This is a genomic window from Inquilinus limosus DSM 16000 (assembly GCF_000423185.1).
GTDB lineage: Bacteria > Pseudomonadota > Alphaproteobacteria > DSM-16000 > Inquilinaceae > Inquilinus > Inquilinus limosus.
In genome coordinates, this window is the sequence record NZ_AUHM01000019.1 from 88,517 (window position 1) to 101,953 (window position 13,437).

Sequence of the window (13,437 nt, forward strand, 5' to 3'; positions counted from 1 at the left end):
GGCCTGAGCTGGCGGCCGGACGCGGGGTCAATGCCCTCCGCCTCCGCCGCCGGCCCCCTTCCGCATGACGAAGACGCAGGCGGCCGAGGCCAGCAGGATCACGCCCAGCACGGCGAAGGTATCGCTGAAGCCCATCACCAGCGACTGCGCCCGCACGGTCTTGCCGATGGCGATCACCGCCTGGTGCTTGGCGGTGGCCGGGTCGGACACGCCGCTCGACAGGAAATACTGGGTCAGCTGGTCGATCCGCGCCCGCGTCTCCTCCCGGAACAGCGTCACCGACTGGCCGATGATGTTGGAGTGGTACTGCTCGCGCTTGGTCACGATGGTGCCCAGCAGCGCCGTGCCGAAGGCGCCGCCGAGGTTGCGCAGCATGTTGAACAGGCCCGAGGCCGCGGCGGATTCGTGCCGGGCGATGCCGGCCATGGCGATGGCCGAGAGCGGCGCCATCACCACCGCCTGGCCGAGGGCGCGGACGATGTTCGGCAGCCACAGCTGGTCGCTGCCGTAGACCAGCGACATATGCGTGTTCATGAAGCAGCTGCCGGCGAAGACCAGCAGCCCCCCGGCCACCAGCCAGCGCGCATCCATCCGCCCCATCAGCATCGGCACCAGTGGGATGATCAGCAGCTGCGGCAGGCCGGTCCAGGCCACCACCATGCCGATCTGCTCGGAGTCGTAGCCCTGGACCTGGGCCAGGTACTGCGGCAGCAGATAGGCGGCGCCGTAGAGGGCGAAGCCGAGGAAGACGTTCGCCAGGGTGCCGAAGCCGAAGTTCCGCCGCGTCAGCAGGCGGAGATCGACCGCCGGCTTCTTCGCCACCTTCAGCTCGATCCACAGGAACAGCGACAGGAAGACGATGGCGACCGCGGTCAGCCGGACGATGAAGGGCGACCCGAACCAGTCGTTCTTGTTGCCCTCCTCCAGCACCGTCTGCAGCGCCGCCAGGCCGATCGCCATGGTGCCGATGCCGAGCCAGTCGCCCTCCTTCAGCAGGTGAAGCCGCATCGGCTCGCGCTCCAGCGTCGCGGCCAGCCCGGCCAGCATGAAGGCGCCCGGCACCAGGTTGATGTAGAAGATGTACTGCCAGCCGTAATTGTCGGTCAGCCAGCCGCCGATGGTCGGGCCGATCGCCGGCGCGAAGGTGGCGGTGATGGCGAACAGCGCCATGCCCATCGGCCGCTGCGCCAGCGGCAGCCTGGTCATCACCAGCGTGAACGCCATCGGGATCAGCACGCCGCCGGTGAAGCCCTGGATGCCGCGCAGCAGGATCATCTCGCCGAGATTGGCGGCGAAGGCGCAGGCCACCGAGAACACCAGGAACAGCGCGGTGTTGACCAGCAGGAAGCGGCGGAAGGAGAAGACCTGGCTGAGATAGGCGGTCAGCGGGATGACGATGATCTCGCCGATCAGATAGGAGGTCGAGATCCAGGCGCCGTTGTCCACGCCGGTGCCGATGCCGCCCTCGATCTGCGGCAGCGAGGCGTTGGTGATCTGGATGTTCAGCACCGCCATGAAGGCGCCGAGCAGGCCGGAGAAGACCGAGATCCAGGTGGTCAGGCTGGCGCGGTCGGCGGAGCCGGCGGCAGGCCCGGCCGGCGGGGCGCCGGCGGCAACGCTGGGGGAAGACATGGCTGTGGCCCTCCGGCCGCGGCGCTCAATGCGCCGCGGCGGCGTCCTTGGTATCGATCGTGGCGATCACCGACATTCCGGGGCGCAGCTGGCCCGCCAGCGGCTCGTCGCGGTCGAGCACGATCTTCACCGGGATGCGCTGGACGATCTTGGTGAAGTTGCCGGTGGCGTTGTCCGGCGGCAGCAGGGCGAATTCCTGGCCGCTGGCCGGGGACAGGCTGTCGACATGGCCGTGGATCTCGGCGTCCGGATAGGTGTCGACCGAGATGTCGACCGGCTGGCCCAGATGCACGTCGGTCAGCTGCGTCTCCTTGAAGTTGGCGACGACATAGGTCTCGGCCAGCGGCACCACAGCCATCAGCTGGGTGCCGGCCTGGACATACTGCCCGACCCGCAGGCTGCGGTTGCCGATCGTGCCGGCCACCGGAGCGGTGATGGTGGTGTAGCCGAGGTTGAGCTCGGCCTGGCGCTGCGCCGCCTGGTCGGCCGCGAGCGCGGCCTTCGCCTTCTCCAGCTGGGCGCGCAGCACGTCAAGCTGCTTCTCGGCCGCGGTCACCGCCGCCTGGTCGCGCTGCAGCGTGGCGGTCGCCGACTGCAGGTTGGAGGTGACCTGCTGCGCCTGCTGGACGCTGCCGTTGCCGGTCTTGGCCAGCGCCGTGTAGCGGTCGAATTGCTGCTGGGCGAAGGTCACCGCCGCCTGGTCCACCCCGACGGTGGCGCGGGCCTGGTCGATCGCCGCCGCCTGCTGCTGGATCGCGGCCTCGGCATTGGCGACATCGGCCTGGGCGGCCAGGACATCGGCCTTGGCCCGGTCCAGCGCCACGGCATAGTCGCGGTCGTCGATCCGGGCCAGCGGTTGGCCCGCCGTGACCGCTTGGTTGTCCTGCACCAGGACCTCGGCGATGTAGCCGGAGACCTTCGGCGCGATGATGGTCGAGTCCGCCTTCACATAGGCGTCGTCAGTCGATTCGAGAAATCGGCCGACGGTCCACCAGTTCCAGCCGAACCAGGCGGCGCCGGCCAGGACGACGACCCCGAGCGGCAGCAGCAGCGCCTTGCGCCCGAAGCGGCGGCGCGGGGTCGCCGGCGCGGCCGGCACGGTCTCGCTGGCGTCCGGCGCCGGCGCGGTGCGGAGCTGGGCCGGCTGAACCTGGTGCGTCATGGCTGTTGCCCTCCAAAGCCGAAACCGCCGGTCGCCGGCCGACTTCAAAAGGCGGCGGGAACGTTCAGGCGATTTAGGAAACTTGACGGTTTCCAGCAAAAGATGGGAGATGCGGGTTGATTGCGCAAATGCGCGACCGAGGGGCCAGACATGCAGGAAACGCCGAAACGGCCGCGCGGCCGTCCACCGCTGCGCAGCGACGAGGAGACGAAGCGCCTGATCCTGGCGGCGGCGACCCGGATCTTCCTGGCCCAGGGCTTCGGCGGCACCAGCATGGAGGCGGTGGCGCAGGCGGCCGGCGTGTCGAAGAAGACGATCTACCGCTTCGTCGACACCAAGGAGCAGCTGCTGGAGGCGGTGATCGATGCGCGGTCGGAAGCGCTGCGGTCGCCGATCGGGCGCGATGCCGGCCCCGACCCGGCGGCGGCGGAGCAGGCGTTGCGCCAGTTCCTGCAGGAGCTGGCGCGGCTGGTGCTGTCGGAGGAGACGGTGGCGCTGAACCGCCTGGTCCATGCCGAGGCCCTGCGCTTCCCGGAGATGGCGAAGGCCTTCTACCAGGCCGGGCCGGTGCGCAACGCGGAGGCGCTGGCGGACTGGCTGCAGGCGCAGCACCGGCACGGCGTGCTGCGTTTCGACGGCGGCATGGACACGGCGCGGATGCTGATCTCAATGGTGATCGCGGAGCCGCTGCGCGCCACCACGCTCGGCGTCGCCCCACTGCCGACGCAGGAGGAGATCGACCGCCGGGTCGACGAGGCGGTCGAGATCTTCCTGCGCGGCAGCTTGGTGCCGCGCTAGGCGCCCGCGGCCGCCGTGGGGCTACGGCCTCACAGCACGAAATCCGCCGCCGTCAGGGCGTGATCGGACAGGACGGTAATGATCGAATCCGGCTGCTTGTCTCCGTTCACATCCAGATAGACGCCCTGGCGGCCGTCGCCGAAATCGACGACCCGCAGCTCGCCCGCGAAGCCGCCGAAGCCGCCGGTGCCGAAGGTGAAGGCGGTGTCGCCGTTCCCAACGTTGCCGTCCGCGTCGATCGCCGAGAGGTCGATCCTGTCACCCATGGCGAAGTCCGCGATCGTGTCTTTGCCCGACCCGGCCACGGTGCTCTCGGTGGTGCTGGTGTAGACGAAGCGATCGTTGCCGGCCCCGCCCTTCAGCACGTCAGCGCCGCCGCCGCCGGTGAGGACGTCATCGCCGGCTATGCCCCAGAGGGTGTTGGCATTGTCGTCGCCGGTCAGCGTGTCGTTGAAGCCGGAGCCCTGCACCTGTTCGATCCCGCTCAGCGTATCGCCCGCAGCATCGCCACCCGACATCGCGCCGGTCGCCAGGTCGACCGACACCGCCCCGGCAGAGCCGGCGTAGACGGCCGTGTCGATGCCGGCCGCGCCGATGATCGTGTCCGCCCCGGCGGCACCTTCGATGATGTCGTTGCCGTCACCGCCGTCGATCGTGTCGTCGCCCACACCGCCATAGACATTGTCGTGGCCGGCCTCGCCGAAGACCTCGTCGCTGCCGAGCCCGGCGTCGACCGAGTCGTTGCCGGTGCCGCCATGGATGGCGTCGAACCCGCCGCCGCCGACGAGACGGTCGGCGCCGTCGCCGCCGTCGAGGCCGTCGTCGCCGTCCTCGCCCGAGAGCGCGTCGTCGCCGCCATTGCCGACGAGCGTGTCGTTGCCGAGCTCACCACCCAGGATGTTGCGGCCTCCATCGCCGGTCAGGCTGTCGTCATGGCTCGAGCCGTAGAGATTCTCGATGCCGGTGAGCGTGTCACCCTCGGCGTCGCCGCCGTTGGCGGTGTGGGTGGCCAGGTCGACGATCACCGCCGCCGTCGAGCCCTGGTAGTTCGCGAAATCCGACCCGTCACCGCCGATCAGTTGGTCCGCCCCCGCGCCGCCGTGAAGCGTGTCGTCACCCGCGCCGCCATCCAGTGTATTGGCGCCGGCGTTGCCCGAAAGGCGGTCGGCGAGGGCGGAGCCGGTAATGTTCTCGATGTTGGCCAGCGTATCGCCCTGGGCGTCGCCGCCGCTGCCGGTGCCGGCCGCCAGGTCGATGGTGACCCCCGCGGACGAGGTCGTGTAGTCGGCGGTATCGATGCCATCCTGCCCGCCCAGCTGGTCGGCCCCGGCGCCGCCGTCGAGCCGGTCATCGCCGAGCCCCCCGTTCAGCTGGTCGTTGCCGTCACCACCCGCGAGCCGGTCCGCGCCCGAGCCGGCGTTGACGAGGTCGTCGCCCCCGGCGGCCGAGAGGGTGTCGTCGCCGTCCCAGCCCCAGAGCTGGTTGTCGCCCGCATCGCCCGTCAGATGGTCGGCGAAATTGCTGCCGTTCAGCTTCTCGATGCCCGAATAGGTGTCGCCTTCGGCCTCGCCGCCGGCCCCGGCGCCGCCCGATCCGAGATCGATGGTCACGGCGGCCGGCGAGCTGAAATAATCGACAAAGTCGCTGCCGGCCCCGCCGTTCAGCACATCGGCCCCTGCCCTCCCGACGAGGACATCGTCACCGTCATCGCCGTTGAGGATGTCGTTGCCGTCGCCGCCGTCGACCGTGTCCTGGTCCGCCCCGCCGTGGAGGATGTCATTCCCGATGTTTCCGGTGACCTGGTCGTCCCCGTCACCGCCATCGATCGTATCGTCGCCGCCGGCGCCGCCGAGCACATCATTGCCGCCGAGGCCGCTGACCGTGTCGGCATCGGCCGTGCCGGGGTAGAAATCCGCGCCCGGCGTTCCCATGAAATCCGCCATTCCAACGATCTCCGTCATAATCGTGACCGGCGACGCCGTCACGGATCGGTATGAAGCCGCAGAAAGGAACGCGACCTTTGCGGCGGAATCCAGCGAAAAATTGCTGGGACACGGTTCGATTCCGCCTGGATCACGACGATATCGAAAACCCAGGGTCGAACCGCAAAGCGGGGGCGCTTCTCACCCGGTTTGATTTCCCTTCCTCAAATTTTGATGTTATCCCTTCAATCCAGGGAGGGGCTTCCGTGGCCAGGACGACGCTGCAAGACGTCGCACGGGAAGCCGGCGTCAGCGTCGCGACCGTGGATCGCGTGCTGAACGGGCGTGCCGGCATCCATGCGCGCATGGTCGACCGCGTGAAGGCGGCGGTCGAACGGCTGAACTACGAGCCGGACCGGCTGGCCTCGCGCCTGTCCCGGGCGCGCGATTTCCGCTTCACCGCGATCCTCCCGGTCGGCGCCAACGACTTCATGGACAATCTGGAGCGGGAGTTCCGCACCCTCACCCGCCGCTACGCGGCCGAGCGGGTGGCGATCGACATCCTGCAGGTCGATGTCTTCGACGGCGAGGCCCTGGCCGAGGCGCTGGAGGCTCTGCCGCTGGAGATCGACGGTGTCGCCGTGGTGGCGCTGGACCATCCGGCGGTGGCCGAAGCCCTGAACGCCCTGGCGGCGCGCGGCACCATCGTGGTCACGCTGGTCTCCGACCTGCCCGGCGCCAAGCGGCGCCACTATGTCGGCCTCGACAACCACGCCGCCGGCCGCACCGCGGCCAGCCTGCTGGGCCGGTTCCTCGACCCGCGCCGCGGCAAGGTCGGGCTGATCGCGGGCTCCCTGCAGCTGCGCGACCATATCGAGCGGCAATTCGGTTTCGAGCAGATCATCGCCCGGGAATACCCGCAGCTCGAGGTGCTGCCGCTGCGCGAGGCCCGCGACGACCCCGCCCGGGTGGAGGCCGCCGCCCGCACCCTGCTGGACGAGAACCCGGACCTCGTCGGGCTGTACAATGTGGGCGGCGGCCAGCAGGGGGTGGTGGCCGCGCTGGAGGCGACCGGCCGCGCCCGCGACGTGGTCTTCATCGGCCATGAGCTGACCGAGTTCACCCGCCGCCACCTGATCCGCGGCACCATCGACGCCGTCATCAACCAGGATGCGGGCCACATGGCGCGCAGCAGCATCCGGGTGCTGCTGGCCCTGCGCGAGGGCGTGCCGATCGTGCCGGACCAGGAGCGGATCCGGATCGACATCTTCATCCGGGACAACCTGCCATGACCGCCGTCCCCTCCCCCGCCGCCCCCGGGCCGGTGCTGTCCGTCCAGGGCCTCGGCAAGACCTTCGGCACCGTGGCCGTGCTGCAGGATGTCGGCTTCGACCTGCAGCCGGGCGAGGTGCATGCCGTGATCGGCGAGAACGGCGCCGGCAAGTCGACGCTGATGAAGATCCTGGCCGGCCATCTGGAGCCGACCGCCGGCACCATCACCCTGGACGGCGCGCCGATCCGCTTCTCCGGCCCGGTGGATGCGGAGCGGCACGGCATCGTGCTGGTGCATCAGGAGATCCTGCTGGCGCCGCATCTGACGGTCGCCGAGAACCTGTTCCTGGGGCGCGAGCTGCGGCGAGGCCTGCCCGGTGGGTTCAGCGTCGACGACCGCGCCATGAACGCCCGCGCGGCCGAGGCGGTGCGGTCGCTGGGGGCGGAGATCGATCCGGCCGCCATCGTCGCCCAGCTGTCGATCGCGCAGCGCCAGCTGGTGCAGATCGCCCGGGCCCTCCTGGTGCCCCACAGCGTGGTGATCTTCGACGAGCCGACGGCGTCGCTGACCTCGCACGAGACCGATGCGCTGCTCGGCGTCATTCGCGACATCCGGAAGAAGGGCGTGGCCGTGCTCTACGTCTCGCACCGGCTGCCGGAGGTGAAGGCGATCGCCGACCGGGTGACGGTGCTGCGCGATGGCCGGCTGGTCGGCACCCGCCCCACCGCCGAGCTGGAGCCGCTGGACATGGCGCGGATGATGGTCGGCCGCGACATGGCCAATCTCTATCCGCCGCGCACCGACGCCCCGGCCGGCGATCCGGTGCTGGAGGTCCGCGGCATGACCGTGCCGCGCCATGCCGAGGACGCGTCCTTCGTCCTGCGGCGCGGCGAGATCCTGGGCTTCGCCGGGCTGGTCGGCGCCGGCCGCACCGAGCTGCTGGAGGGCGTGCTGGGCCTGCGCACGGCCCATGGCGAGGTCTTCCGCGACGGCAAGCCGGTCCGCTTCGCCACCGTGCGCGACAGCATGGCGGCGGGCATCGTCTATCTGAGCGAGGACCGCAAAGGCAAAGGCCTCTTGCTGGCGCAGGACCTGCGCATCAACCTGACCCTGGCGGCGCTGAAGCGCTTCACCCGCGGGCCGGTGATCGACACGGCGAAGGAGTGGCAGGAGCTGGACCGCGCCATTGCTGCCTTCGACGTGCGCACGCGCCGCAAGGACCTGCTGGCCGGGCAGCTTTCGGGCGGCAACCAGCAGAAGCTTCTGCTGGGCAAGATGATGCTGCTGGAGCCGGAGATCGTGGTGATCGACGAGCCGACCCGCGGCATCGACATCGGCACCAAGCAGCAGATCTACCGCTTCGTCGCCGAGCTGGCGGCCCAGGGCAAGTCGGTGATCGTCATCTCCTCGGAGATGCAGGAGCTGATCGGCCTGTGCCACCGCATCCTGGTGATGCGGTCCGGCCGCATCGTCGGCGAGGTCGCGGGCGGCGCCATGACCGAGGCGGAGATCGTGACCTACGCCACCGGCGTGAGGACAATGACAGCGGCAGACGTGCCGGTGAGGGAGGCATGAGCACAACGACCACAACACCCGCCGCGCGCGGGCTTCGCTTCGACCTGCGCGTCGCCGCGCCGTTCTTCGCACTGGCCGTGCTGATCGTCGTCGGCGCCCTGCTGAACCCGAACTTCCTCAGCGCCGACAACCTTCTGAACGTGGCCACGCGCAGCGCCTTCATCGCCATCATCGCGGTCGGCGCCACCTTCGTGATCACCGCGGGCGGGCTCGACCTCTCGGTCGGGTCGATGTCCGGCTTCGTCGCCGGCGCCATGATCCTCCTGATGAACGCGGCGCCGCTCGGCGACGGGGTCAGCCTGATCGCGCTGGCCATGGCCTCGGCGATCATGCTCGGCGCCCTGTGCGGCCTGGGCAACGGGCTGATCACCACGGTCGGGCGGATCGAGCCCTTCATCGTCACCCTCGGCACCATGGGCATCTTCCGCGGCCTCTTGATCTGGCTGGCCGAGGGCGGCTCGATCGCGATGAAGGCGTCGGATCTGCGGGCGCTCTACCGGCCGGTCTATTTCGGCACGGTGTTCGGCGTGCCGGTGCCGATCCTGGTGATCCTGGCGGTCGGCGCGCTCGGCGCCTTCGTGCTGTACCGCACCGCCTTCGGCCGCCATGTCCGCGCCGTCGGGTCGAACGAGGACGTCGCCCGCTACTCCGGCATCGCCGTCGACCGGGTGCGCACCCTGACCTACGTCATCCAGGGCGTCTGCGTCGCGGTGGCCGTGCTGGTCTATGTGCCGCGGCTCGGTTCCGCCACCTCGACCACCGGGCTGTTGTGGGAGCTGCAGGCGATCACCGCCGTGGTGGTCGGCGGCACCGCGCTGCGCGGGGGGGTCGGCCGGATCTGGGGCACGATCTGCGGCGCCCTGATCCTCGAGGTCGTCGGAAACATCATGACCCTGTCCAACCTGGTCAGCGAATACCTGATCGGCGCGGTACAGGGCGCCATCATCATCATCGCCATGCTGGTGCAGCGGTCGCTGCTGCGCCGGCCTGGTGCATAAGCGGGCCGGAGCCGCCCGTTCCGCAACAGGCTCGATTTGTGGGGAGGAATTTGATGCGTTTCAGATTGATGGGCCTGGCCGCCGCGGCCCTGTTGGCGGCGATCGGCAGCGCCCAGGCGCAGGAAAGCAAGACCATCGCCGTGTCGATCCCTGCCGCCGACCATGGCTGGACCGGCGGCGTCGTCTACCACGCGCAGGAGCAGGCGAAGGCGCTGGAGGCCCGCTATCCGGGGCTGAAGGTGATCGTCAAGACCTCGCCGGACGGCGCGTCCCAGGCCAATGCGCTGGAGGACCTGACCACCCAGGGCATCGACGCGCTGGTGGCCCTGCCGCACAATTCCGACGAGCTGACCGACCCGATCCGCCAGGTGAAGGAGAAGGGCGTCTTCGTCACCGTGGTCGACCGGGCGCTGAGCGACCAGACGATCCAGGACCTTTACGTCGCCGGCAACAACCCGGAGCTGGGGCGCGTCGCCGGCAAGTACATCAAGGACACGCTGGGCACCGGCGACGTGGTGGTCATCCGCGGCCTGCCGATCGTCATCGACGAGGAGCGGATCAAGGGCTTCGAGGAGGCGATCGCCGGCAGCGGCATCAAGGTGCTGGACAAGCAGTTCGGCAACTGGAGCCGCGACGACGCCTTCAAGGTGATGCAGGACTACCTGGCCAAGTACCCGAAGATCGACGCCGTGTGGTGCCAGGACGACGACATGGCCGTGGGCGTGCTGGAGGCGATCCAGCAGGCCAACCGCACCGACATCAAGTTCGTGGTCGGCGGCGCCGGCATGAAGGACATGGTCAAGAAGGTGATGGACGGCGACAAGATGATCCCGGTCGACGTGCTGTACCCGCCGGCCATGGTCGCCGTCGCCATGGACCTGACCGCGGCCCATCTCTACGACCAGCTGCCGGTCCGCGGCCGCTACATCCTGGACGCCACGCTGGTGACCAAGGAGAACGCCAAGGAGTTCTACTATCCGGACTCGCCGTTCTGAGGCTGGCCTTCGCGTCGTTGCGAGCGCAGCGAAGCAATTCAGGGCCGTTTGCCGTGGCCCCTGGATTGCTTCGTCGGCTTCGCCTCCTCGCAATGACGAGGAACAGAAAACCCCGGCCTGAGGCCGGGGTTTTCATGTCAGAAGTTCAGCGCCTTGGCCTGGACCACGCTGGGCAGGCCCAGCACGGTCTTGACGATTTCCTCCGGCACCGGGCTGTCGACCGAGACCAGGGCGAGCGCGCTGCCGCCTTCCGGCCGGCGGCCGAGGTTGAAGTTGGCGATGTTGATCTTGGCGTCGCCCAGCACCGTGCCGAGGCGGCCGATGAAGCCCGGCTTGTCCTCGTTGCGCACGAACAGCATGTTGCGCGCCACCTCGGCCTCGAGCGCGATGCCCTCGACCTCGACGATCCGCGGCTTGGTGCCGGCGAAGAGCGAGCCGGCGACGGTCCGGGTCTGGCGCTCGGTCGTCACCGTCAGCCGCACCAGCGTGTGGTAGTCCTCGCAGGTCTCGCGCTTGGTCTCGCTGACGTCGATGTCGTATTCGCGCGCCACCACCGGCGCCGACACCATGTTGACGCTGTCCAGCAGCGGCCGCAGCAGCCCGGCCAGGATCACGCTGGTGATCGGCTTGGTGTTGAGCTGGGCGACGTCGCCTTCATAGGTGATGTTGACCGCCTTCAGCCGGGTCTCGGTGATCTGGCCGGCGAAGCTGCCGAGCTGCTCGACCAGGGCGAGATACGGCTTCAGCTTCGGCGCCTCCTCCGCCGTCACCGACGGCATGTTCAGCGCGTTGGTCACGGCGCCGGAGAGGAGGAAGTCCGAGATCTGCTCGGCCACCTGCAGCGCCACATTCTCCTGTGCCTCGGTGGTGGCGGCGCCGAGATGCGGGGTGCAGACCACGTTCGGCAGGCCGAAGAAGGCGCTCTCCTTCGCCGGCTCGACCGCGAAGACGTCGAGCGCGGCGCCGGCGACATGGCCGGACTTCAGCGCCGCCAGCAGGTCCTCCTCGACGATCAGACCGCCGCGGGCGCAGTTGATGATGCGCACGCCCGGCTTCATCTTGGCGATCGCCGCGGCGTCGATGATGTTGCGGGTCTGGTCGGTCAGCGGCGTGTGCAGGCTGATGAAGTCGGCGCGCTGGAACAGCCCGTCGAGCTCGACCTTCTCCACGCCCAGGTCCAGCGCCCGCTCCGGCGACAGGAACGGGTCGTAGGCGATCACCTTCATCTTCAGCCCGATGGCGCGGTCGGCGACGATCGAGCCGATGTTGCCGCAGCCGATCAGGCCGAGCGTCTTGCCGAACAGCTCGACCCCCATGAAGCGGGACTTCTCCCACTTGCCGGCATGGGTCGACGCGTTGGCGTCCGGCAGCTGCCGGGCCAGCGCGAACATCATGGCGATGGCGTGCTCGGCGGTGGTGATGGAGTTGCCGAAGGGCGTGTTCATCACCACCACGCCGCGCTGGGTGGCGGCCGGGACGTCGACATTGTCGACGCCGATGCCGGCGCGGCCGACGACCTTGAGGTTGGTCGCGGCGGCCAGCACCTCCTTGGTCACCTTGGTGGCCGAGCGGATGGCGAGGCCGTCATACTGGCCGATGATCGCCTTCAGCTCCTCGGGCTTCAGGTCGGTCTTAACGTCGACCTCGACGCCGCGGTCGCGGAAGATGGCGACGGCGGCCGGGGACAGGCTGTCGGAAATGAGAACCTTGGGCATCGGATCTGCTCCAGAAATCCCCCGTCATTCCCGCGAACGCGGGAATCTCGATGGCGTCGGACGGCTCTGTCCGGAAGAGATCCCCGCTTTCGCGGGGATGACGGGTTCAATGGGAAGAACGGGAGGGTTTAGGCGGCCAGCTTCAGCTCGGCCCGGGCGCGGTCGAAGGCCCAGTCGAGCCAGGGCAGCAGCGCCTCGAGATCGGCGGTCTCGATCGTGGCGCCGCCCCAGATGCGCAGGCCCGGGGGCGCGTCGCGGTAGCCGTTGATGTCGAAGGCGACGCCTTCCTTCTCCAGGATCGAGGCGATCTTCTTCGGTACCGCGGCCTGCGCGTCGGCATCCAGCGCCGTGACCGCCGGATCGACGATCTTCAGGCAGATCGAGGTGCAGGAGCGGACCGCCGGATCCGCGGCCAGGAAGTCGACCCAGGGGGTGCGCGCGACCCAGGCGGCGATGGCGGCGAGATTGTTCTCCGACCGCTCGATCAGCTTATCCAGGCCGCCGATCCCCTCGGCCCAGGCGAGGCCGTCGATCGCGTCCTCGACGCACAGCATCGACGGGGTGTTGATGGTCTCGCCCTTGAACGGGCCCTCGGCCAGCTTGCCCTTGGAGGTCAGGCGGAACACCTTCGGCAGCGGCCAGGCCGGGGTATGGCTCTCCAGCCGCTCCACCGCGCGGGGCGACAGGGCCAGCATGCCGTGCGCCCCCTCCCCACCCAGCACCTTCTGCCAGGACCAGGTGACGACGTCGAGCTTGTCCCAGGGCAGGTCCATGGCGAAGGCGGCCGAGGTGGCGTCGCAGATCACCAGGCCCTGGCGGCCGGCCGGGATGGCGTCGCCGTTCGGCATGCGCACGCCGGAGGTGGTGCCGTTCCAGGTCAGGACCACGTCGCGGTCGAAATCGACCTGCGCCAGATCCGGCAGCTCCCCATAGGGCGCCTTGAAGGTGCGGACATCCGGCAGCTTCAGCTGCTTGACCACGTCGGTCACCCAGCCTTCGCCGAAGCTTTCCCACGCCAGCAGGTCGACGCCGCGGGCGCCGAGCAGGGTCCACAGCGCCATCTCGACGGCGCCGGTGTCCGATCCCGGCACGATGGCCAGGCGCCAGTCGGCGGGCATGCGCAGCACGCGCTTCGACCGCTCGATGACGTCGGCGAGCTTGGCCTTGCCGATGCCGGCGCGATGCGACCGGCCGAGGGCGGCATTCTGCAGCGCCTCGAGCGACCAGCCGGGGCGCTTGGCACAGGGACCGGAGGAGAAATTGGGGTTGCGCGGACGGAGTCCGGGCGTGGGGGCGAGCGCACTCGCAGTCATGTCTATCCTTCCAGATAGCAGCGTCCCGGTGGGGGGACGTGGCCCGCCGCCGAG

10 protein-coding genes are annotated in these 13,437 nt (G+C 69.4%); 5 read left to right on the top strand and 5 right to left on the bottom strand.

The features are described from left to right. Positions 1-27: 27 nt before the first annotated feature. Positions 28-1,632, bottom strand: coding sequence for an MDR family MFS transporter (locus G537_RS0117520; protein ID WP_026871230.1), 1,605 nt, complete (start codon positions 1,630-1,632; stop codon positions 28-30). A 25-nt stretch (positions 1,633-1,657) separates the two neighbouring features. Further along, the gene (locus tag G537_RS38485; protein ID WP_051248531.1) at positions 1,658-2,794 is read right to left on the bottom strand and encodes an HlyD family secretion protein; all 1,137 of its coding nucleotides are present in this window, start codon (positions 2,792-2,794) and stop codon (positions 1,658-1,660) included. A gap of 150 nt (positions 2,795-2,944) precedes the next feature. Between G537_RS38485 and G537_RS38490 the strand changes: the two genes are divergently transcribed. Then, the gene (locus tag G537_RS38490; RefSeq protein WP_034852060.1) at positions 2,945-3,592 is read left to right on the top strand and encodes a TetR/AcrR family transcriptional regulator; all 648 of its coding nucleotides are present in this window, start codon (positions 2,945-2,947) and stop codon (positions 3,590-3,592) included. 29 nt (positions 3,593-3,621) lie between these two features. Here G537_RS38490 and G537_RS38495 read toward each other — a convergent pair whose 3' ends face one another. Further along, a complete protein-coding gene (locus G537_RS38495) occupies positions 3,622-5,535 on the bottom strand; it encodes a calcium-binding protein (protein WP_051248533.1) in 1,914 nt (637 codons plus the stop codon). A gap of 245 nt (positions 5,536-5,780) precedes the next feature. Here G537_RS38495 and G537_RS0117540 point away from each other — a divergent pair, with 245 nt between their 5' ends. Genes G537_RS0117540 through G537_RS0117555 form a run of 4 tightly spaced genes read left to right on the top strand, consistent with a single transcriptional unit; the run spans position 5,781 to position 10,355 of the window. Beyond that, a complete protein-coding gene (locus G537_RS0117540; protein WP_245579046.1) occupies positions 5,781-6,806 on the top strand; it encodes a LacI family DNA-binding transcriptional regulator in 1,026 nt (341 codons plus the stop codon). Beyond that, positions 6,803-8,362: a sugar ABC transporter ATP-binding protein gene (locus G537_RS38500; protein ID WP_051248535.1), complete on the top strand. Its 1,560-nt coding sequence runs from the start codon at positions 6,803-6,805 to the stop codon at positions 8,360-8,362. The genes G537_RS0117540 and G537_RS38500 overlap by 4 nt, the downstream gene beginning before the upstream one ends. Further along, on the top strand, positions 8,359-9,360 hold the full coding sequence (locus G537_RS0117550; protein ID WP_026871232.1) for an ABC transporter permease: 1,002 nt from the start codon (positions 8,359-8,361) through the stop codon (positions 9,358-9,360). The genes G537_RS38500 and G537_RS0117550 overlap by 4 nt, the downstream gene beginning before the upstream one ends. Positions 9,361-9,413: 53 nt before the next feature. Next, the gene (locus G537_RS0117555; RefSeq protein ID WP_026871233.1) at positions 9,414-10,355 is read left to right on the top strand and encodes an ABC transporter substrate-binding protein; all 942 of its coding nucleotides are present in this window, start codon (positions 9,414-9,416) and stop codon (positions 10,353-10,355) included. A gap of 137 nt (positions 10,356-10,492) precedes the next feature. Here G537_RS0117555 and serA read toward each other — a convergent pair whose 3' ends face one another. Both serA and G537_RS0117565 read right to left on the bottom strand, forming a co-directional pair. After that, on the bottom strand, positions 10,493-12,070 hold the full coding sequence (gene serA, locus G537_RS0117560; protein WP_026871234.1) for a phosphoglycerate dehydrogenase: 1,578 nt from the start codon (positions 12,068-12,070) through the stop codon (positions 10,493-10,495). A 128-nt stretch (positions 12,071-12,198) separates the two neighbouring features. Further along, positions 12,199-13,383, bottom strand: a complete 1,185-nt coding sequence (locus G537_RS0117565) for a phosphoserine transaminase (protein WP_026871235.1) — start codon at positions 13,381-13,383, stop codon at positions 12,199-12,201. Positions 13,384-13,437: the final 54 nt, after the last annotated feature.

Excerpts from the sequence above, each read along its gene's own strand:
- G537_RS0117520 (WP_026871230.1), bottom strand. The coding sequence starts at position 1,632 with ATGTCTTCCCCCAGCGTTGCCGCCGGCGCCCCGCCGGCCGGGCCTGCC.
- G537_RS38485 (WP_051248531.1), bottom strand. The coding sequence starts at position 2,794 with ATGACGCACCAGGTTCAGCCGGCCCAGCTCCGCACCGCGCCGGCGCCG.
- G537_RS38490 (WP_034852060.1), top strand. The coding sequence starts at position 2,945 with ATGCAGGAAACGCCGAAACGGCCGCGCGGCCGTCCACCGCTGCGCAGC.
- G537_RS38495 (WP_051248533.1), bottom strand. The coding sequence starts at position 5,535 with ATGGCGGATTTCATGGGAACGCCGGGCGCGGATTTCTACCCCGGCACG.
- G537_RS38500 (WP_051248535.1), top strand. The coding sequence starts at position 6,803 with ATGACCGCCGTCCCCTCCCCCGCCGCCCCCGGGCCGGTGCTGTCCGTC.
- G537_RS0117550 (WP_026871232.1), top strand. The coding sequence starts at position 8,359 with ATGAGCACAACGACCACAACACCCGCCGCGCGCGGGCTTCGCTTCGAC.
- G537_RS0117555 (WP_026871233.1), top strand. The coding sequence starts at position 9,414 with ATGCGTTTCAGATTGATGGGCCTGGCCGCCGCGGCCCTGTTGGCGGCG.
- serA (WP_026871234.1), bottom strand. The coding sequence starts at position 12,070 with ATGCCCAAGGTTCTCATTTCCGACAGCCTGTCCCCGGCCGCCGTCGCC.
- G537_RS0117565 (WP_026871235.1), bottom strand. The coding sequence starts at position 13,383 with ATGACTGCGAGTGCGCTCGCCCCCACGCCCGGACTCCGTCCGCGCAAC.